This window comes from Echinimonas agarilytica, from assembly GCF_023703465.1.
GTDB lineage: Bacteria > Pseudomonadota > Gammaproteobacteria > Enterobacterales > Neiellaceae > Echinimonas > Echinimonas agarilytica.
This window is the reverse complement of the sequence record NZ_JAMQGP010000002.1, coordinates 631,365-651,061: the sequence shown is the minus strand read 5'-3', so window position 1 is coordinate 651,061 and position 19,697 is coordinate 631,365. Positions and strand designations below refer to the sequence as shown.

General features: G+C 46.6%; 19 protein-coding genes and 1 other annotated feature. Of the genes, 7 read left to right on the top strand and 12 right to left on the bottom strand.

Going from position 1 to position 19,697, the window contains the following annotated elements:
- Position 1: 1 nt before the first annotated feature.
- Both NAF29_RS07095 and rnd read right to left on the bottom strand, forming a co-directional pair.
- Positions 2-280: a YcgL domain-containing protein gene (locus NAF29_RS07095; RefSeq protein ID WP_251260800.1), complete on the bottom strand. Its 279-nt coding sequence runs from the start codon at positions 278-280 to the stop codon at positions 2-4.
- Between the two features lie 64 nt (positions 281-344).
- Positions 345-1,475, bottom strand: coding sequence for a ribonuclease D (gene rnd / locus NAF29_RS07090; RefSeq protein ID WP_251260798.1), 1,131 nt, complete (start codon positions 1,473-1,475; stop codon positions 345-347).
- A 211-nt stretch (positions 1,476-1,686) separates the two neighbouring features.
- Here rnd and NAF29_RS07085 point away from each other — a divergent pair, with 211 nt between their 5' ends.
- Complete coding sequence (locus NAF29_RS07085; RefSeq protein WP_251260796.1) at positions 1,687-2,118, top strand: Rrf2 family transcriptional regulator; 432 nt, start codon at positions 1,687-1,689, stop codon at positions 2,116-2,118.
- A 33-nt stretch (positions 2,119-2,151) separates the two neighbouring features.
- Here the strand turns inward: NAF29_RS07085 and fadD are convergent, their stop codons facing one another.
- From fadD to NAF29_RS07035, 10 genes are all read right to left on the bottom strand, one after another.
- On the bottom strand, positions 2,152-3,825 hold the full coding sequence (gene fadD, locus NAF29_RS07080) for a long-chain-fatty-acid--CoA ligase FadD (RefSeq protein WP_251260794.1): 1,674 nt from the start codon (positions 3,823-3,825) through the stop codon (positions 2,152-2,154).
- Positions 3,826-4,027: 202 nt separating this feature from the next.
- The gene (locus tag NAF29_RS07075; protein ID WP_251260792.1) at positions 4,028-4,867 is read right to left on the bottom strand and encodes an alpha/beta fold hydrolase; all 840 of its coding nucleotides are present in this window, start codon (positions 4,865-4,867) and stop codon (positions 4,028-4,030) included.
- A complete protein-coding gene (locus NAF29_RS07070) occupies positions 4,867-5,691 on the bottom strand; it encodes a class I SAM-dependent methyltransferase (RefSeq protein ID WP_251260790.1) in 825 nt (274 codons plus the stop codon). Before NAF29_RS07070 ends, NAF29_RS07075 begins: the two co-directional genes overlap by 1 nt.
- 12 nt (positions 5,692-5,703) lie before the next feature.
- Positions 5,704-6,264: a Slp family lipoprotein gene (locus tag NAF29_RS07065; RefSeq protein WP_251260789.1), complete on the bottom strand. Its 561-nt coding sequence runs from the start codon at positions 6,262-6,264 to the stop codon at positions 5,704-5,706.
- Positions 6,265-6,268: 4 nt separating this feature from the next.
- A complete protein-coding gene (locus NAF29_RS07060; protein ID WP_251260787.1) occupies positions 6,269-6,559 on the bottom strand; it encodes a hypothetical protein in 291 nt (96 codons plus the stop codon).
- Between the two features lie 103 nt (positions 6,560-6,662).
- Positions 6,663-7,361, bottom strand: coding sequence for a tRNA (adenosine(37)-N6)-threonylcarbamoyltransferase complex dimerization subunit type 1 TsaB (gene tsaB, locus NAF29_RS07055; RefSeq protein WP_251260786.1), 699 nt, complete (start codon positions 7,359-7,361; stop codon positions 6,663-6,665).
- Complete coding sequence (gene yoaA / locus NAF29_RS07050) at positions 7,358-9,280, bottom strand: DNA repair helicase YoaA (protein ID WP_251260784.1); 1,923 nt, start codon at positions 9,278-9,280, stop codon at positions 7,358-7,360. The genes tsaB and yoaA overlap by 4 nt, the downstream gene beginning before the upstream one ends.
- 112 nt (positions 9,281-9,392) lie before the next feature.
- Positions 9,393-11,696, bottom strand: coding sequence for a putative bifunctional diguanylate cyclase/phosphodiesterase (locus NAF29_RS07045; RefSeq protein WP_251260783.1), 2,304 nt, complete (start codon positions 11,694-11,696; stop codon positions 9,393-9,395).
- A gap of 166 nt (positions 11,697-11,862) precedes the next feature.
- Positions 11,863-13,137 (bottom strand): YfiM family lipoprotein, encoded by a 1,275-nt coding sequence (locus NAF29_RS07040; RefSeq protein ID WP_251260781.1) that lies wholly within the window; start codon positions 13,135-13,137, stop codon positions 11,863-11,865.
- Positions 13,138-13,232: 95 nt separating this feature from the next.
- Complete coding sequence (locus tag NAF29_RS07035) at positions 13,233-13,529, bottom strand: hypothetical protein (RefSeq protein ID WP_251260780.1); 297 nt, start codon at positions 13,527-13,529, stop codon at positions 13,233-13,235.
- Between the two features lie 227 nt (positions 13,530-13,756).
- Positions 13,757-13,885, top strand: a sequence feature (His leader region).
- A 28-nt stretch (positions 13,886-13,913) separates the two neighbouring features.
- Between NAF29_RS07035 and hisG the strand changes: the two genes are divergently transcribed.
- From hisG to hisA, 6 genes are read left to right on the top strand one after another with little or no spacing between them, the layout of a single operon-like run.
- Positions 13,914-14,813: an ATP phosphoribosyltransferase gene (hisG, locus tag NAF29_RS07030; RefSeq protein WP_285817620.1), complete on the top strand. Its 900-nt coding sequence runs from the start codon at positions 13,914-13,916 to the stop codon at positions 14,811-14,813.
- 18 nt (positions 14,814-14,831) lie between these two features.
- Positions 14,832-16,127, top strand: coding sequence for a histidinol dehydrogenase (gene hisD / locus NAF29_RS07025; protein ID WP_251260779.1), 1,296 nt, complete (start codon positions 14,832-14,834; stop codon positions 16,125-16,127).
- Entirely contained in the window at positions 16,124-17,203 is a 1,080-nt protein-coding gene (gene hisC / locus NAF29_RS07020; RefSeq protein ID WP_251260777.1) for a histidinol-phosphate transaminase, read from the top strand. The genes hisD and hisC overlap by 4 nt, the downstream gene beginning before the upstream one ends.
- Entirely contained in the window at positions 17,200-18,270 is a 1,071-nt protein-coding gene (gene hisB / locus NAF29_RS07015; protein ID WP_251260776.1) for a bifunctional histidinol-phosphatase/imidazoleglycerol-phosphate dehydratase HisB, read from the top strand. The genes hisC and hisB overlap by 4 nt, the downstream gene beginning before the upstream one ends.
- The gene (hisH, locus tag NAF29_RS07010; protein ID WP_251260775.1) at positions 18,270-18,869 is read left to right on the top strand and encodes an imidazole glycerol phosphate synthase subunit HisH; all 600 of its coding nucleotides are present in this window, start codon (positions 18,270-18,272) and stop codon (positions 18,867-18,869) included. Before hisB ends, hisH begins: the two co-directional genes overlap by 1 nt.
- Positions 18,866-19,603, top strand: coding sequence for a 1-(5-phosphoribosyl)-5-[(5-phosphoribosylamino)methylideneamino]imidazole-4-carboxamide isomerase (gene hisA / locus NAF29_RS07005; protein WP_251260774.1), 738 nt, complete (start codon positions 18,866-18,868; stop codon positions 19,601-19,603). The genes hisH and hisA overlap by 4 nt, the downstream gene beginning before the upstream one ends.
- Positions 19,604-19,697: the final 94 nt, after the last annotated feature.

Sequence of the window (19,697 nt, the reverse complement as noted above, 5' to 3'; positions counted from 1 at the left end):
CTTAGTCTTCTAATCCCAAATCTGCGCGATGTTCTTTTAACAAATTGGGCTGTGGCGGCGGAAGCTGTAAATAGTAGCCTGATTCTGTCAGTTCTGTTTGTACCTTATCTACGTCTGCTAAAGCTAGTTTGGTATCGGGCTTTAAGTTCAGCATTGTGACGAATTGCGGTTTACCAAACATTTCTAACAAAGGTTCGGGAACTTTTTCAAAGTCATCTCGCTTAGGGAGATAAAGATAGGTTTCTTGTTTTTTAGGACTTTTATAAATAGCAGTTAACATGATGATTCGTTTTAAAAAGGTGGGGCACAAAAAGGCAGCACTAAAGAGCACTGCCAAGCATATTTTACGGGGTTGCGTGTTGCCACTCAATCAATGAAGGCTCTAGCATTTGTTTGCGCCAGCCGCTCATCATGACGGGTTCGTAATCCACCGCTAAACCTTGTTGATGACGCCAGCGCCACATTAGATACTCGCCTTGCTGACGCTTCGAAGCCAGCATTGTATCTGGAATACCAGCCTTCTCGGCGACTTTTTTCACTAATTTTGACAGTGATTTTTGCATCACTTTGTAACTGGGTATATCAATCACACGGCGTATCGGTTCAGGCCAGTGCTCTTTTTTCACTGCTCGTCCCTCTTCCACGAGTTTCAACAACCGTTTGCCATGAATACGAAGCTCCATGGGAGAGAGCTCAGGCACACGTTTCAATTCCGCCATAGAGGTCGGTTGGTGGCGAGCAATTTCAACTAAAGCCAAGTCTTTCACCACAAAGCTCAGAGCCATATCACGCTCAAATGCTTGGTTGTAACGCCAAGTGGCCAGCACTTGTAGCACAGCTAATTGCTGCGGATTCAATGGCCAACTATTTTTAACATCAAGATAGCGTTTAGAAATATCTTTGGTGCTTCGGTTCGCCAGACGTTTGCACTCGTCCATACAAATGTCTGTCAGCCCGGCTTCTTCAAGCTCGGTGATTAAGCGCTGCGCCAACGGCGCTAAGTAAATTACGTCATCCGCGGCATACCGGAGTTGCTCAGGGCTTAGAGGGCGTTTTAACCAATTAGTGCGGCTGTGCGATTTATCCAAAGCAACATCGCTCACTTTTTCCACCAAAGCTGCAAAGCCCGCGCCAGTGCCCCACCCAACTAAACCCGCAGCAATTTGGGTATCCAATACATGAGTGAGTTGCGGGCAACCTTCGTTCCATAGCAATTCTAAATCTTCACCAAAGGCATGCAGCACAATGAGGCGGTCATTCTCCACCAGCAACTTCCACACGGACGAAAAATCCTCGATAGATTGCGGGTCGACCAAGTAAACATGGACCCCGTCTGAAATTTGTAACAAGCCAAAGTGTGGAAACAAGGTTCGCTCGCGCACAAACTCGGTATCAACGTACAACACATCAGAGGGCTCAAGCTGAGCAATCATTTGGTCTAATTCAGAAATAGTATTAACGAATTGGAAGTTCAACAGACTTTCCTTTGGCTAAGATTACCTTCACGGCTAATAGAGAGATGTTACAAAGGTCTAGCCAAGAGTACCAGCACCTTATCGTCCGATATTTTACGACTATTGAAGCAATTATTGTGAAACGCTTTTTATTATTGACACATTTTTTAGCTTTAGGTGCATGAGATAGGTAAAATAACCATTCGATCACACATGCTGAACTGGTTTTATTATGCAGCTAACCAGCTTTACTGATTACGCCTTACGCACTCTTATTTACTTGGGGCTTCAGCCCAACGACCGCTTAGTGTCAGTGAATGAAATTTGTGAGCATTTCAACATGTCTCGCAATCATGTCATTAAAGTCACTCAGCAACTGTCGCAAAAAGAATACATCGCTTCTGCAAGAGGCCGACAAGGTGGTATTCGATTATCTCGCTCCGTTGATACAATCAATATTGGGCAGGTCATCCGCGACTTTGAAAAGCGTCTCACGCCTATTGATTGTGAAGGCGGCGAATGCCCGATCGTCCACCGTTGCACACTTCAGCAAATTCTTGCCAAAGCTCAAACAGCATTTTTAGCTGAACTCGATGCATACTTGCTCAGTGACGTCATTAAAAATCCTGCACCTCTGATCGCTCTGCTCAAAATCGAAGCGTAAATAAAAAAGGCGCTGTGCGCGCCTTTTAAGATACTAGCTGTTTTTAAGCTCTTCTTCGCGCAACTCTCGGCGTAAGATTTTGCCCACATTTGATTTCGGCAATTCCTCTCGAAACTCAATAATCCGTGGCACTTTGTAAGCTGTCAGTTGCTTGCGGCAATGTTGAATAAGCTCAGCTTCGCTCAATGAATCATTTTGGCGAACAACGAAAACCTTCACCGCTTCACCACTCACTTCGGAAGGGACACCGATGGCCGCACTTTCGACAACACTCGGATGAAGCGCAATGACATCCTCAATTTCATTTGGAAATACATTAAAGCCGCTGACCAAAATCATATCTTTCTTTCGATCGACAATATAAAAGAAGCCTTGCTCGTCTACTTTGGCTACATCACCGGTTTTTAGCCAGCCATCCGTTAGAATTTCCGCTGTCGCCTCTTCGCGCCCCCAGTATCCCACCATCACTTGCGGGCCCTTGACCAAGAGCTCACCGGCTTCGCCCATGCCAACTTCATTGCCATCATCATCAACCAGCTTCATTTGTGTTGATGGTGCAGGAAGACCAATACTGCCATTGTAAGCTTCGAGGTTCATTGGAGCCACAGTCACCAGCGGGCAACACTCTGTGAGGCCATAACCTTCAAGCAATACAACACCGGTTTGTTCATACCAGCGCTCGGCAACCGAACGTTGAACAGCGGCACCGCCACCGAGCGACAATTTTAAGTTGGAGAAATCGAGCTTTTGGAAGTCTTCGTTGTTCAAAAGAGCATTAAATAAGGTATTCACCCCAGTTAAGGCGGTAAAAGGATATTTACTCAATTCTTTTGCAAAAGCCGGAATGTCACGCGGGTTGGTGATGAGTAAGTTCGCACATCCGTACTTCAAGAAAGTCAGACAGTTGGCCGTTAGTGCAAAGATGTGATAAAGCGGCAAAGCTGTAACAATTAACTCTTTGCCGCGATCAATCACAGGGCCTACCATGGCAGCGACTTGTTCTAAGTTGCCGACCATATTGCCGTGACTCAGCATCGCTCCTTTGGCGACGCCTGTAGTGCCTCCCGTGTATTGCAAGAACGCCAAATCATCATGATTGAGCTCTGGCTTCACATAGGTTTGGTGGCGACCTTTTGACAAAGCTCGACGCATCGAAATGGCATCCGGCAAATCGTACTTCGGAACCATTTTTTTCACGTATTGCACAACAAAATTAACCAGAGTCCGTTTTGCTGGAGCAAGTTGGTCACCTAGCTTGGTTAAGATAACGTGCTGAACTGGCGTATCTTTTACCACTTTCTCTAAGGTGTGGGCAAAGTTAGAAACGATGATAATCGCTTTGGCGCCTGAATCGGTGAGCTGATGTTGCAGCTCCCGTGGGGTATACAGTGGATTGACATTCACAACCACTAAACCCGCGCGTAAGATTCCAAACAGCGCGATAGGGTATTGCAGAAGATTGGGCATCATAATGGCCACCCGATCTCCTTTTTTAAGTTTTAATTCTTGCTGTAAGTAAGCAGCAAATGCTCGGCTTTTTTCTTCTAAACCACGATAGGTGAGCGTTGCTCCCATATTGATAAAAGCGGGTTGATCAGAATATTTTCCAACCGATCGTTCGAAGATTTCTACCAATGAGCTGTAGTGGTTCGGGTCAATATTTTCAGGAACACCCTTTGGATAGCGCTCCAACCAAATTTTTTCCACACGCACTCTCCTGTCACTCTATTTTTATATTAATTTACTATCGTAATTTGTGGTCATAGTATTACCCAACACGGCAACTTTGCATGATTCAAACTAGAGTTAATACTCTATACAATTTAATCCTGACACAAAGCACTCAAAAACAGTAATTAAGATCGTCAGCTTGAGAGCTGGCGCAAATTTTCAATCAAGCGTTTGAAATTTAGAATAGCTCTAATTTCATCCATTCCACCAAATTTTTTGCATCATCCATATGCACATGATGCCCACCTGAGAGCTCCTTCAACTTAAGCTTATGAATGAGACCTGCTCTCATTTTTAAAATCGTTTCAAGTTCTGGGTATCCAGACGAGCCGATCACCACCAAAGTTGGGCATTCAATGGCTTTTAAATAGGTTCGAGCCTGTGCCTCACTCATTCTTAGCGGCGAAAATGATTTAACGCGTGGATCATAGCGCCACTGCACGCCATGTTCACAACTCACCAGACTGCGCTCGCTGATTAATCGTGCCGACTCTATTGTTAAGTCGGGCGATGCCGTCATTCGAGCTTTTATCGCGTCTTCAACATTCACATATGATGTGTTGTTTTTATTTCTGAGTTTCGCGCGACTTCGCAACGACTTCCGCATTAAGCCGATACTTTCTTCAGGATCGGCTGAAATTGGGCCAAACCCTTCGATCATCACCAACCCTCTCACATGCTCTGGAAAGCACCCAGCATAGACGCTACTGGCCAGAGCGCCCAATGAATGACCTAACAAAATAACCGGTGAGTTTAGCGAAAGGACAATTTGATAGAGAACGTCAACCCAATCAACAAAATGATAATTAGCGTCTGACGACAAATGATCTGACAAGCCGTGCCCCGGCCAATCAAACGCAATAATTCTAAGATCTGGAGCCGCTTCTGCAATGGGAACAAACGAGTCAGCACTATCGAGCCAGCCGTGACTGGCCAAAATAATGGGGCCATGCTCTGGCCCCGACTGCCATCCTCGAATGACCAATTGGGAAATATCGAGACTCCAATCTTTTCTCATTAGAGTGCAGGTTTCACAAATTTCAGGGTCATTCGGTCACTTTCCCCAATTTCGAGATACTTGTCTTTGTCTTGGTCTTTCAAACGCAATGACGGGGGTAACGTCCACACGCCCTTAGGATGATCTTTGGTGTCCTTTGCATTGGCATTAATTTCAGAGCTGGCTGTTAATTGAAAGCCAGCAGCTTTAGCCATGGCAATGGTTTCGTCCTCATTCATATAACCAGATTTAGCAATTTCATCGCTGGTAATACCGACTTTGCCGCGATGCTCAACCACACCGAAAACCCCACCCGGCTTCAACACTGCGTAGGCTGCAGCAAACACTTCATCGGTGCCGCCATTGCCATGCCAGTTATGTAGGTTTCTGAATGTAAGCACCACATCGGCTGAGTTATCAGCGCCAAGCTTCGACATTTCAGGCGGAGCAAATTCAATAATTTTCAGTGGTCCCCACCAGTCCTTATGTTGTTCAACTTTATCTATAAATCGCTGACCTGCTTTCGCGAAATAAGCCTCGCGTTTATTGCCTAAGTCAGCGCCATTCACTTTAAAATTAGCAGCAACGAGCTGACCGTTGTCTTTTAAATAAGGGGCTAGGATGCTGGTATACCAACCACCGCCCGGCCACAACTCAATCACTGTGTCGGTTTGCTTCACACCAAAAAAATCTAGGGTCTGTACTGGATGGCGATATTCATCGCGCACTGATTGAGCTTCTCTGCGCTGATCCGCAATGATGTCGTCGAGTTGCTTGTTCGCAGTGGCATTGAATGTAATAGTTCCCAAAACTAGGGCTGCTACAGTCATCATATTCAGTTTCATGCTCGTTCCTTGTTAATGACGATAATATCGATAAGGGTGACGGTAATATGGGCCATAATAGCCATAACCTCGACCATACCAAGGATCATAGTACCTAGGATCATAGTCGGGTAAATCTTGCCACAAATAGTATTTCTCTATGTTTACAATGGGAAAAATATAGTTGAACTCCCCGATGGTATCTTGCTGTGGTTGCTCAAGCTGGCCAACCACGGTCAATGCTTTTCCTTTGGCATAAACAATAGGATCAGCAAAGCCATTGAGCTTCGCTCGAAAGCGACCACTGGAATAGCGTTCATCAACATTTGGGCGACCCGTTGTTGATATGGGGTAATAGGTCACTTCGATCATCGAATAGTCAGATTTATTGATGACTGACGCAATGACTCCGCCCCAACGCACCACTTCGCCCACGTATTCTTTGGGCGATTGAATGACTCGTTGGTAGCTCGCCAACGCGGTTCCTTCCGGTACCTTCAAATCGTCTTGCATTGACGCACACGCACACAACAACATCGCAGCCATGGTTATCACAGCGCGTTGCAATTTAGATCGATGTTTGAAAGTCGTCATTGGGTTAGACGTAAATATCGAAACCCACCAGTTGCTCGACAGATTGACGTTGTTCAAAGTTTGCAACGCTCTGGTAAGCAGAAACAGGTGAACTTGTAGAAGGGGTGGGTTGATCGTATTGAAGATTCTCACGCTCCAAAGACGCTTGAGCCGCTTGTTCGATACGCTGTTGAGATTCTTGACCGCGCACGCGCTCCTGCTCTACGCGCTCAATCGACTGTTGCGATTGTTCTGTAGGACGTTGTTCTGGTGGTGTTGGTGTGGGTTGAATTCCACCAATCGAACCAATTTGCATGCCCGTCAGCCTTTGCCTTTGAATTTAGAACTCTTTGTAACTTTAGCACTTGTATTCGATTTTCAGCAAGTGAACCGTATTGCCGCACTCACTTGCTAGCGCTTTACTCACGGCCGGGTAGTTTTTTCCACGTGACGGTATCGCGGAGGTACACGGGTTGCGCTTTCGCTGCGTCTACCGCCTCACCATTTTGCCATGCGAATTGGGCTAAATAAGCCATATCTTGTGCCAGCGGAAAGAGAGCTTCTACGTGGCATTGGATGCGTTCAGACAGTGGCTGCATAGTCGGATAAGCAGCCCATCCGGACCCAACGCCATAATATGCATCATTGTTCGAGCCGAGCAGTTCAATCCACTTTTCAGGGGCAACAATCCGCTCATCACAGGATTTCACCATCCCTTTCGAACTGAGCTCGAAAGCACCACAGTACACTTCGTTCATGCGCGCATCAATTGCTGCAATTTGATGTGGCACCTGAGACAAACGATAGCCCTGTTGCGCCAACGCTTGCAGTGTCGACATCGGTAGCAATGGTAAGTCTGCACCAAATGCCAATCCCTGTGCTGTTGAAGTACAAATACGGACGCCAGTGAAGCTTCCGGGCCCACGGCCAAACGCAATTGCGTCGAGTTGCGATAACGACAACGCTGCCTGGGCTAGTAGTTGCTGGGCCATAGGCAACAACAACTTAGCATGTTCGCGCGGGGCAAACTGATGTTGTTCGATGATCTCGTCGCCAACGAGTATGGCGGCAGAGCATGTTTCAGTACAGGTATCTAAAGCTAAAATTCGAACTGTCATGAATCTTTCTGTTGTTTTAAAAAGTTAACCGCTGTTTGCAATTGCCGAGTCCTCGGCATATTTGGCAAACTGCTTAAAAATGTTTTGCCGTAACCACGCGATGCAAGTCTAGAATCGCAAATCGCCAACAAACCCCGATCACTAACGTCACGAATTAAGCGTCCTGCGCCTTGCTTGAGCGTAATTACTGCTTGCGGTATCTGAATCCGCCCAAACGCATCTCCACCGGAGCGCCGGCAATCTTCAATACGGGCACTTAACAATGGGTCGTCGGGCGCGCCAAAGGGCAATTTGTCGATAATAACACAACTCAGAGCTTCACCACGGACATCGACGCCCTCCCAAAAACTACCGGTTGCCAGCAATACCGCGTTCCCTGCGTTTACAAATTCGTCGAGCAACACTTGCTTGCTCCCCTTACCTTGAACCAATACCGGACGCACTAACTTTTCAGTAATTTCAGCCGAAACTTGATGCATCATTCGGTGACTGGTGAACAACACAAAGACGCCCCCCGGACTGGCATCAATTAGCGGCATAATGGCCTCCACAAAGTTCTTGGGAGTAGGTTGCCCCCCTACGGGCTCGGGTAAATGAGACGGTACATAAAGTAAGCTTTGTGTCGGGTAATCGAATGGGCTGGGCAAGCTTAGTTCTTTGGTTTGAGATAATCCCATTTGCTCTGAGAAGTGACCAAAGCCATCGCCTACTTTAAGTGTGGCCGAGGTAAACACCCAACTCGAGTGTTTTTGCGCCATAAAATCAGCAAAGCGAGAGGCGATATCAAGCGGCGTCAAGTTCATCGACAGATGTCGCGGGGTTGTTTCAAACCAATAACTATTGCCAAGTTCTTCGGTTGCACAAATGGCTTTGAGTTGGTTGGTGTACTGGCTGCATCGGTCCCAGCACTGATCGATTAACTTGCCACGACCAAGTGCAAGTTTAAGCACGTCGAATAGAAAACTTAAATCATCTGACAAACGCTTCACCGCGCGTTGAATATCCGACACTTTCATCTGCTCTCGCCAGTTCCCCTTTGAGGGATCACGAGGAAAACAAAGCCGGAGATCTTGTGCCGCTTGCCCTAATCTCGCGCCAGCTTTAGCCAACTGCGCTTGGTCGGACGCTTCTGAGCGATACGCCACTTCCACATCTTTACTTAATTCAGTTAATTGCCGAGTGGACAAAGACGTTCCAAAGTACAAAGTGGCAATGTCGGGAAGTTGGTGTGCTTCATCAAAGATCAGCGTATCTACATCAGGCAACAACTCACCAAAACCGGTGTCTTTGATTGCCATATCAGCGAAAAACAAATGGTGATTAATCACTACCACATCTGCTTCTTGCGCTTTTTTACGGGCTTTGACTAAATAACAGTCTTCATAATCTTGGCACTCTCGGCCCAAGCAGTTGTCCTGAGTCGAGGTCACAAACGGATATACACGACTCTCTTCAGGCAACGTATTTAACTCGCCGATATCACCGGACTCTGTAGTGTTAGCCCAACGCTTTACGGTAACGATATCTGCCTGCAAGTCTTTCTCAAGCACTGTATCAGCTTGCTTTAAGTGCAAGTCCATTCGGTAGCGACACAAATAATTGGAGCGCCCCTTCAATAAGGCGATGGGCCGTCCAAGCTCCAAGGCTTTGATCATTGTGGGTAAATCACGATGAAACAATTGCTCTTGCAACGCCTTGGTTCCGGTACTAATCACCGTTTTACCTTTGCTCAGTAAAGCCGGCACCAAATATGCGAATGTTTTGCCGGTTCCTGTACCTGCTTCAACCACTAACTTCCCTTTTTGATTGATTGCAGTTTCTACTGCCTCAGCCATTTGGATTTGAGAATCTCTGGGCCGAAACTGGTCAATATTTTTGGCCAGAGATCCATCTTTAGAGAAGCACTTTGCAGCTTTCAATGTGGGAGTCCATCAAGTGTCAGTAACGCGATGACGCTACTATACGGGGGATTAGAGTCAGTGTCAGCCCAATGGTTAGACACGGATTCATTTGCTCAAGAAACATTCAGTTTCAGGAAGGCACCAAGGGTGATTGACGTATCGGACGCACAGCATTCATTGGCAACAAAGCTGAAGGTTTGCGTAACCATTGCACGACGAACTCTGGACGCTCAGGCTTGGCAAAGCCAAAACCTTGATATTGATAGCACCCCAACCGCTTCAATTCATCCACCTGAGCTTGAATTTCAGTGCCTTCGGCCAAGGATTCAATGCCCGTGGTTTTACACATGGCTAAAATCATTTCTACAATTTGCGACTGTTTGGGGTCTTCATGAATTCGCGTCACAAATTGGCGATCAATCTTAAGACGATCAACCGGGAACTCCAGCAACCTCGAGAGGTTTGAATAGCCACTTCCAAAATCGTCAATGGTGATCATAAACCCCCAATCCGAAAGTGTAGTAATGGTTTCTTTCATTTGAGAAGAGCTGCGCCCTAATGCCGACTCAGTTAACTCAAGTTCAATGTACTTGGGCTTCACTTTGTAGGCAGATAAGGTTTCGAGTATAAAAACAACAAAATCTGATTTTTCTAAGTCGATAGCCGATAAATTCACTGCAATCGGCACCACATGTAGATCTGCATCTAACCATGTTCGAATTTGAGCACACACAGAACGCACCAATTCTCGCGTTAACTCATTAATAATATTGCGGCTCTCTGCAACCGAGACAAACTCGCTTGGAGGTACCGAACCGAGCACAGGAGAGTCCCAGCGAGAAAGCGCTTCAAAGCCAATTAATTTTGAATCTGAGTCAACTTTCGCTTGATACATCACATGTAATTCGTCGTTACGGATGGCTTCAATGAGCAACTCGGCGATCTCTTGTCGTTCAATAAAACGCTGCATGTGTGACGGGTCGAATAACGTCGCATGCCGCGCGCTCGCTAGCCCTGTCGCATACACTGCATTATTGAGAGTTTCGGCAGCGTTTTGGCCATGCGCGGATGTCATTGCCAAGCCACTTTTTAACTCTACATTGACCCACTTCCCGTCTATTTGGAATTGAGTCTTATTGATGGTCATGACCGCCTCAAGCATTCTCAGAGCTCGATCGGCAAGCGGCTCGGCATACACAATGGCAATTTGTCGCTCATCAATCGTGGCGCAGGTCAAAGGTTTTAGAGGTGTGATAGCAATATCACCCACCGCCTTTTTGATCGCTATCGCCAGTACATCAGCCCCATATTTTTGCTTTAAATATTGCGCATTGCACACTTCTATCACAGCAACCGAAAGTCCATAGCGGTGGGCTGCAATGAGTTGCTCAAGTTTGCGCTCAAAACTAGCACGGTTTAATAGCCCCGTTGCAGCATCCAGTCGTTTTATTTTTTCAGAGTTACGTTGACTGACTTGTAATTCTTTGCGCAGCCCAACCTCAGCCGACACATCAACAAAAGTAAAAACTTTGTAGCCCTTACTAACCATGGCTTTCTGACTAAACCGTACGATTCGATTTTGGCCATTACTGTCAACATGAAACACACCACAAGCTTGTTCTATTTTCAGCGCAGGCAGCAATTCACTCAGTCGTAATTTTCCATCACATTTATAGGCAGGAATTTGCAGTAGTTGTCGCGCCGAGGCATTAGCATCAATGACTAATTGAGATTGGTTAATGATCAGGTGAGACACCGCTGAGTCTACAAATAATGAGCGGTACATGTCGTGGTGAAGCCTTAACGCTTGATTGGTTTTCTTTTGTTGCTTACTCAAATTATTAGCCGCTGAAATAGCGCGAGCCGCCGACAAGGGAATACAAAAATTGAAAAATAAGAAGACTAAACCATGCAAGTATATGGGAGTGCGTTCGAGCATTATATCGAGCTCAATTAACTCGAAATAGACTGTTTCTGAAATGACTAAATAGAACGGAATAAAGTTTACAATCATCAGTCCCATTGCAACTCGAACGCCCAACAGCAAAAGGCCGACCACCGGCAGGGAATACAAAAAGATATCGCCCAAATACACCAAGGTATGATCGCGAACAAACAAGTTGATACAAATGCAGGCGGCCAAAATCAGCGTGAGTAAGCCGTACGAGCTCGCATAGAAATATCGGCGGCTGCATCGCAGCAGCACAATCATGGCAGCGTAAAAGCTGCTCACAATGAGAATGATATGAGTGAGGTTCAACTGGTAGGCATCAATACTGCTATCGATAAAGATCAAGCTACACAAGATCAAGCCTGATACCAGTATTATCCGCAACGCACTGACACGCCAGTTATCAACGGTTGAATGCACCTTCTTTACATCACTTAAGAGAAGGTGTTTGCTAATCCAAGACTTCAAAAAAGAGTTCAGCACATAGGACTCTATCAACCAACAAAGACATGCCAAAGTCTACGCAAATAATACTCAGATTCAAGCGCCTGACCACCAAAAAAACACTTTTTTTGAGCTGTAAATTTTATGCAAACGATTGTTTATATGAAAATTTTTTCATATGGGCAACGTTATCGTCACTTCCTAATCATAAAGAAATCGTGTAGACCTCAAGTTGACTAATTCTGTTTTGTATATCGGCGACAATAGAGCGATAAGTATCTGACTCTGTAGAATGAAATTCGGCCACAAACTGATCTTCAGAAAGCCCCTCAGGCAAACCTTCTAGTGACGGGAAAAATAAATTTTCATCATGTCGAAATGCCAACAGTGCTTGAGCACTTTCCGCATGTTCCAATTGCGCGGTTAGATAATTAGAAAACCTAAGCCCTGCTTTATCAGCCGCCAAATCTGCAAAACTAAAACCAGAGCCTCCATTTGCAGAATCCATAATCTCTTTCGCTTCACCTATTTTCAAGCCAAATGCGGCTTCGCCAATCTGCTCTAAAACAATCGAGTAAAGAAAGTGCAACGCTAAATCGTGTCGATCTCGAAGCGTTACAGGGTGAGTATTCGCTGGAGGTTGAACTCCGGCCAACTGCGCAAATCGCCAATGGCCAAACTTAATCGCTAACGCCCAAATGGCAGCGGTATTTTCCTCTTGGGCTCCTTCGGTGGCCGACCGACTCAACGCGAGCCCCATGGTCTCCCCCACATAATAAGCGAGCGATGAATGATGTTTGAGCCGTTCTAAGTGTCGCAAATAGACTTGCACTTTTTCTGCATCTACTTGGGTTTTACCATTGGATTGTTTAATGACCTTCACTACATTCTTTGCAGAAGCCTTCACGTTTGCAATCAAGTTCTGGTGATTCTCTACAGGTAATATCACGCGGCTTTCTGTCATTTCAGCCTGAGTCAACAAGCGCTGAACGCGCTCAGCAGCAGATTCATCAAACAAATAGCTGACGGTGGAGTCCAATAACCACCATATGAATGCGCGCGGCAGAATCAATTGTCCCAATCGACACTCTGAAAAGTCATTACCCTTCTCTTGCTTCATAAGGTGACAGGATATATTCAGGTACACAGGCACCACAGGCACATCGATTGCAGCTTTGACTTGCACAATACCGGGAACATATTCGCTGCGCAGTGTTAGTCCGCCCAAACTATGTGACGCCAGTGCCGCAAAAGCATTTAAATCATGGTTGGATAAATACACATGGAATGGCACGTTACTCTGATGAATGTTGTCTTTTATCTCGCGTAACTTGTCATGCGCCAATCGAGTTTGTTCGGGTGTCAGTGGGCTTTGCTGTCGCACATTAGGCGACAAGGAGAAAATAAAAAACAACATCATCACAACAACAATCACAATGAGTGTTGTTAGACTTGAAAAAATTTTGAGAAAGCTACGCATGAAACTCACTATTGAATACCGGTCACCAACGACCATCCAAGAGGCGTTTTAACATGCTCGAAACAAATTCGATAGTTCTGAAGAAAAATATAGCGCTACGCAATAATGTCAAAATGAGGAGTGTCGTCATCCGAATCTACAATCTTTTGTTGCATTTGGTGCAGCTTTTTAAGTTTTTTATTCTCAGCCTGCGGGTGACGCTTGCGCTGACGATCGCGCTGTTCCATGGCTTTAGCGACACGATCAAGCTCCTCTTCGGTGGAGTCTTGACGTTCTTCATCCGAATTATTAATCACTGGGCGCTTAGAAACTTGGCGCACTTTACTCTTGTCCTGTTCCACTTTAGGTAACGGACGCGGTAAAACTGAATAAATCAGATCCTGACTAGCCATGAGGGGTCCTTTTACATGTCAATCAACTGTCACTCCCTATTATCGGCCTTTATAAATAAAGCTTTAGAGGCCCATGCCAAAATTTTGACACAACTCCAACCAGTCTTGTGGTTGTGCATAGCGTCACAAAACTTCTTGCATTTTTATTCATCCTTAGTTAATTTCGACCTCCTTATATAAAACACGACTAGTTATCACGTGGCTGACATGCGTTTAAACGACACTTTACATCACCATCATCATCCAGAAAGCTAACCTTTCAGGAGCGAGATGCGTGGAAGGTAACAAAGCCTTCCACCGGTGTCAGCCATAGTGCAATAACCCTCGGAAGGCTTGGCCCCCGAGGGTTTTTTATTTTTAGCTTTGCTTAACAGGACAACAATCATGTTGGATAACTCAAGACTGCGTATTGCGATTCAGAAATCTGGCCGCTTAAGCGAAAAAACATATGCACTACTGGCCAGCTGTGGTGTTAAATTTAACGTTCACGATCAACGCTTGATCGCCCACTCCACCAATCAACCGATTGATGTGCTTCGTGTGCGCGATGACGACATCCCAGGTTTAATCATGGATGGCGTGTGTGATCTGGGTGTAATTGGTGAGAACGTACTCGAAGAAGAAACTATGATGCGTGAACGCGCAGGTGAGCCTTCTGAGTTTGTTTCTTTAAAACAGCTCGGTTACGGCGGATGCCGCTTGTCATTGGCTGTACCAAACGAGATGGAATACGAGGGCCCGCAAAGCCTCAAGAACATGCGCATTGCAACATCTTATCCTGAATTGTTGCGCCGCTATTTGAATGAACAAGGTGTTCAGTTCCAATCATGTTTCTTATCTGGTTCAGTTGAAGTTGCTCCACGAGCAGGCCTTGCCGATGCCATTTGTGATTTGGTGTCAACCGGTGCCACTCTCGAAGCCAACGGCTTGCGTGAAACTGACGTCATCTTCCGTTCACAAGCGCGGTTAATTCAACGTGCCGGTTCAATAGAACCAGAAAAACAGCAACTTATCGATAAGATCTTAACCCGTATTAATGGTGTGATGCAGGCTAAAGAAAGCAAGTACATTATGCTGCATTCACCAAAAGACAAACTTGAAGCGGTGATCAATTTACTTCCAGGAGCTGAAAACCCAACGGTCTTGCCATTGGCTCACACCGATGAGGCCGTTGCTGTTCATGTCGTAAGTTCTGAGAATTTATTCTGGGAAACGATGGAAGAACTCAAAGAATTGGGTGCCAGCTCTATTTTAGTGTTGCCCATTGAGAAAATGTTAGGTTAATACAATCGGTAAAAAACTATGAAAAAGGTCATCTGGTCTGCTCTATCTGCCGCCGAACAACAAGCCGTATTGTTACGTCCGGCAATGGCTGCATCGGAAAGCATTACAGACACTGTCGCTCACATTATTGAGCAAGTGACCACTGAGGGCGACGCTGCCCTCAAAAAACTCAGTGCGCAGTTCGACAAGGTAGAGCTCAACGACATTCGTTTATCTTCGCAAGCAATGAAAGAGGCATGCGACAGTATTCCTGCGCCTTTGAAAACAGCGCTTCGCGAGGCATTTCGAAACATTCGTAGTTTTCATGCCGCTCAGGTGAGCCGCCCACTTTCAGTGGAGACTCAACCCGGTGTTGTGTGTGAAATGCATAGCCGAGCGATTGAAGCGGTTGGACTCTATATTCCGGGTGGTTCTGCTCCACTACCAAGTACTGTACTTATGCTAGGTGTGCCGTCTGAGATTGCCGGGTGCAAACGCAGAGTGCTCGTTTCTCCGCCCCCAATTGCACCAGAAATCGTGTTCGCAGCATCGTTGTGCGGTATTGACGAGATATACCAAGTGGGTGGCGCTCAAGCCGTTGCCGCGCTTGCTTTTGGTACAGAAAGCGTACCTAAAGTCGACAAAATATTTGGCCCCGGCAATAGCTTTGTGACCGAAGCTAAGCGTCAAGTTTCGCAAGCCATAGGCGGTGCATCCATTGATATGCCTGCCGGCCCTTCTGAAGTTATGGTTATTGCCGACGCCCGAGCCAACGCAGACTTTATTGCCGCTGATTTACTGTCTCAAGCGGAGCACGGCCCAGACTCTCAAGTTGTCGTTGTGACGCCGTCTGATAAGTTGGCTGATGAAGTAAACCAAGCTCTGACTCGCCAAGTTGCAAAATTGAGCCGCGCAGACATTGCCGAAAAAGCGCTCGAAAATAGCATTGCCATTGTGTGTCAGGACATGGCGGAAGCTGTCGTTATTTCTAACATTTATGGCCCTGAGCATCTCATTGTTCAAACCAAAAACCCGCGTCAGTATTTAAACGACATTCAACACGCCGGTTCAGTATTCTTAGGTGATTGGACACCAGAGTCTGTGGGCGACTATGCCAGTGGCACCAATCACGTATTGCCGACATACGGTTACGTACGCACGTATTCAAGCTTGAGCTTAATGGACTTCTGTAAGCGTTTTACAGTGCAAGAGTTGTCGGCCGATGGCTTAAGCGGCTTAGCTCCGGTTGTCACCGCTATTGCAGATGCCGAAGGCCTTGATGCCCACGCCAATGCAGTACACGTTCGGACTCAAGCTTTAGAGGGCTCTAAATGAGCGACTTAGCAACCCGTTTGATCCGCCCCGAGTTGGCCGACTTAGTTCCTTACGAGTCGGCTCGCCGACTCGGGGGCGATGGAGAGATTTGGCTCAATGCCAACGAGAACCCTTACACGCATGAGTATCAGCTCGACTGCTCGCGGTTTAATCGATACCCCGAATTCCAACCCCCTGAACTCATCACGCGTTATGCCGAATATGCTGGCGTTACAGCGGAACAATTATTGGCCACGCGCGGTGCAGATGAAGGTATTGAACTATTAATACGCACGTTTTGTGCCCCAAACCAAGACCAGATTATTCTGTGCCCACCGACATACGGCATGTATGAAATCAGTGCCAAAACTAACATTGTTGGTGTCACTAAAGTACCTTTAGGTGACGACTATCAAGTAGATGTGGATGGCATTTTGAAGGCTGTTGAAACATCTAAGTCGCCCGTTAAGTTGGTGTTTGTTTGTTCGCCAAACAATCCAACAGGTCACGATATGCAGCCAGAGCGAATCACTGCATTGTTAGACGCGTTACGTGACGAAGCGCTGGTTGTGGTTGATGAAGCTTACATCGAATTTTCAGCGCAAGCATCGGTACTGAATTTACTGTCGCAATACCCTAATTTAGTGGTGTTACGGACACTTTCTAAAGCATTTGCATTAGCCGGTATTCGCTGCGGGTTTACGCTCGCCAATGCTCCTGTAATTCAACAGCTTGCAAAAGTCATTGCTCCGTATCCCGTGCCGGAACCTGTTGCGCAGGTAGCCACCGAAGCACTGTCAAAAGACAACATCAGCAAGGTTCAACAAGAAGTTGCAACCCTCAATACATTACGCGCCAAGTTTGCCGATGTATTCACCCCTCTGACTCAGGTTTACCCGAGCAGTGGCAACTATGTATTGTGCCGTGTTCCAGATGCACTTAAGTGTATGACAGCCATGGCCCATGCCGGCATTATTTTGCGTAATCAAAGCAAACAAATCACCTTACAAAATTGCATTCGTGTCACCATCGGCACAGAGCAAGAAATGACGCGCACAATCGCAGCGTTAAGCCAGTATTTGAAGGAGTCTTCATGAGCAAGCAAGCGATATTATTTATCGACCGGGACGGCACTCTTGTCGAAGAGCCGCCAGTAGATTACCAACTCGATAGCCTCGAAAAGCTTGTTTTTGAGCCCTTGGTCATCCCTGCATTGTTGCAACTGCAAAAAGCCGGATTCCGCTTAGTCATGGTGTCTAATCAAGACGGCCTTGGTACCGACAGTTTTCCGCAAGCCGACTTTGATGCACCTCACGATAAAATGATGCAATTGTTCGAATCGCAAGGCGTGGTTTGGGATGACGTACTGATTTGCCCACACTTTGACGAAGACAATTGCTCCTGCCGGAAGCCTAAGCTTGGGTTGGTACAAACTTACTTGAGCGAAGGCAAAGTGGACTTTGAAAACTCGTATGTAATTGGCGATCGCGCCACGGACATGCAACTTGCACAAAGCATGGGCATTGTTGGCCTTCAGTACGATCGTGACAACAAAAATTGGGATCACATTGTCGACGGATTGCTGCATCAAGAACGCACTGCTGAGGTGGTTCGTACGACTCGTGAAACCAACATTAAAGTCAAAGTAAACCTCGACAAACAAGGCGGTAACGTTCTTGCCACGGGTATCGGTTTCTTTGATCATATGCTGGAGCAAATCTGTACTCACGGAGGCTTTCAGTTGCAACTTACCTGCGATGGTGATCTGCACATCGACGATCACCACAGTGTAGAAGATTGTGCGCTCGCTATTGGCGCAGCATTGAAAAAAGCGCTCGGAAACAAACGTGGTATTGGCCGTTTTGGCTTCACCTTACCAATGGATGAACTCGAAGCCAGCTGTTCATTGGATTTGTCGGGCCGCCCATACCTAGTGTTCAATGCCGACTTCAGTCGCGATAATGTAGGTGAACTGGCTACTGAGATGGTGCCTCACTTCTTCCGCAGTATGGCCGACACATTAGGCGCAACACTGCACCTCAATGCAGGTCCGGGCAACGCACATCACCAGGTTGAAGGTCTATTCAAAGTGTTTGGTCGAACTTTACGCCAAGCCATTGAAATAAAAGGTGACGCTCTACCGAGCAGTAAAGGAGTTTTGTAATGAACGTGGTGATTGTAGATACCGGCTGCGCCAATGTCGCATCGGTTAAGTACGCCATTCAACGCTTGGGATACGAGCCCACGGTCAGTGCTGAGCATGACGTAATTCGAGCTGCAGACAAAGTGCTATTGCCCGGTGTAGGCAGTGCTGGCGAAGCCATGAAGAACTTGGCTGAGCGCGATTTAATTTCGTTCATCCCTACACTAACTCAGCCCGTTCTAGGTATTTGTTTAGGCATGCAACTGTTGGCGGAATGGTCTGATGAAAGCCACGTTGATATGTTGCAAGTGATTCCTGGCACCGTTAAAGCCATGCATGGCGAAGACGGCTTACGCTTGCCTCACATGGGCTGGAATAGCATTACTCCAGTGGGAATCAACCCACTTTTCAAAGGCATTCCGACCGGTACCTATTTCTATTTTGTGCACAGCTTTTGTTTGCCTGTTACTGATAATGTCACCGCTGCGAGTTGCGAATATGGCGATATTTTTAGTGCTGCCGTATGCAAAGAAAATTTTTATGGGGTGCAATTTCACCCTGAGCGCTCAGCAAGTGCTGGCGCATTGTTGTTAAAGAACTTCTTGGAGTTAACTGAATGATCATTCCTGCTCTTGATCTCATTGGTGGTGAAGTTGTTCGCCTATACCAAGGCGATTACGCCCAACAAACCACTTACAGCTTCAACCCCGTTGAGCAATTTCAGCTGTACCGTGCAGCCGGAGCAGAATGGCTGCATTTAGTGGATTTAGATGGTGCTAAAGACACCAGCGCTCGCCAGCTGACAACAATTGCAGAATTGATTGATAAGACCGATGCAAAAATCCAAGTGGGTGGCGGCATCCGCTCTGAAGAAGACGTGAAGCAATTGCTGGATATTGGCGCGCAACGCGTGGTCATAGGTTCCCTAGCAGTTAAGCAGCCAGAGCTTGTTGCGGAATGGATGCGTAAATACGGGCCAGAGCACATTGTGCTTGCGCTCGATATTAATATCGACGAAAACGGAAATAAGCATGTTGCTATCTCGGGTTGGCAAGAAAGCTCATCCATGACGCTTGAGCAACTCATTGAGCACTATCAAGCCGCCGGTTTAAAACACGTATTGTGCACAGATATTAGTCGTGACGGCACACTCCAAGGCTCCAATGTAGAGCTCTACACTGAGATGGCGAGCAAATACCCGAATATCGCTTGGCAAAGCTCAGGCGGAATTGGGGGATTAGCTGATATTGCAGATCTACGCCCCACCGGTGTTTCTGGCGTGATTGTTGGACGCGCATTACTTGAAGGCAAATTTACAGCCGAGCAAGCCATCGAGAGTTGGCAAACCGCGTAAGCAGTCATCCATTTGCATGAGTTTGAAAGCCGCACTTGTTGCGGTTTTTTTGTGACTGCTTGTCGGAATGGCTTTAGAAATGACGTCAATAGAG

Excerpts from the sequence above, each read along its gene's own strand:
- NAF29_RS07095 (WP_251260800.1), bottom strand. The coding sequence starts at position 280 with ATGTTAACTGCTATTTATAAAAGTCCTAAAAAACAAGAAACCTATCTT.
- NAF29_RS07085 (WP_251260796.1), top strand. The coding sequence starts at position 1,687 with ATGCAGCTAACCAGCTTTACTGATTACGCCTTACGCACTCTTATTTAC.
- NAF29_RS07075 (WP_251260792.1), bottom strand. The coding sequence starts at position 4,867 with ATGAGAAAAGATTGGAGTCTCGATATTTCCCAATTGGTCATTCGAGGA.
- NAF29_RS07070 (WP_251260790.1), bottom strand. The coding sequence starts at position 5,691 with ATGAAACTGAATATGATGACTGTAGCAGCCCTAGTTTTGGGAACTATT.
- NAF29_RS07065 (WP_251260789.1), bottom strand. The coding sequence starts at position 6,264 with ATGACGACTTTCAAACATCGATCTAAATTGCAACGCGCTGTGATAACC.
- NAF29_RS07060 (WP_251260787.1), bottom strand. The coding sequence starts at position 6,559 with ATGCAAATTGGTTCGATTGGTGGAATTCAACCCACACCAACACCACCA.
- tsaB (WP_251260786.1), bottom strand. The coding sequence starts at position 7,361 with ATGACAGTTCGAATTTTAGCTTTAGATACCTGTACTGAAACATGCTCT.
- NAF29_RS07040 (WP_251260781.1), bottom strand. The coding sequence starts at position 13,137 with ATGCGTAGCTTTCTCAAAATTTTTTCAAGTCTAACAACACTCATTGTG.
- NAF29_RS07035 (WP_251260780.1), bottom strand. The coding sequence starts at position 13,529 with ATGGCTAGTCAGGATCTGATTTATTCAGTTTTACCGCGTCCGTTACCT.
- hisG (WP_285817620.1), top strand. The coding sequence starts at position 13,914 with ATGTTGGATAACTCAAGACTGCGTATTGCGATTCAGAAATCTGGCCGC.
- hisD (WP_251260779.1), top strand. The coding sequence starts at position 14,832 with ATGAAAAAGGTCATCTGGTCTGCTCTATCTGCCGCCGAACAACAAGCC.
- hisC (WP_251260777.1), top strand. The coding sequence starts at position 16,124 with ATGAGCGACTTAGCAACCCGTTTGATCCGCCCCGAGTTGGCCGACTTA.
- hisB (WP_251260776.1), top strand. The coding sequence starts at position 17,200 with ATGAGCAAGCAAGCGATATTATTTATCGACCGGGACGGCACTCTTGTC.
- hisH (WP_251260775.1), top strand. The coding sequence starts at position 18,270 with ATGAACGTGGTGATTGTAGATACCGGCTGCGCCAATGTCGCATCGGTT.
- hisA (WP_251260774.1), top strand. The coding sequence starts at position 18,866 with ATGATCATTCCTGCTCTTGATCTCATTGGTGGTGAAGTTGTTCGCCTA.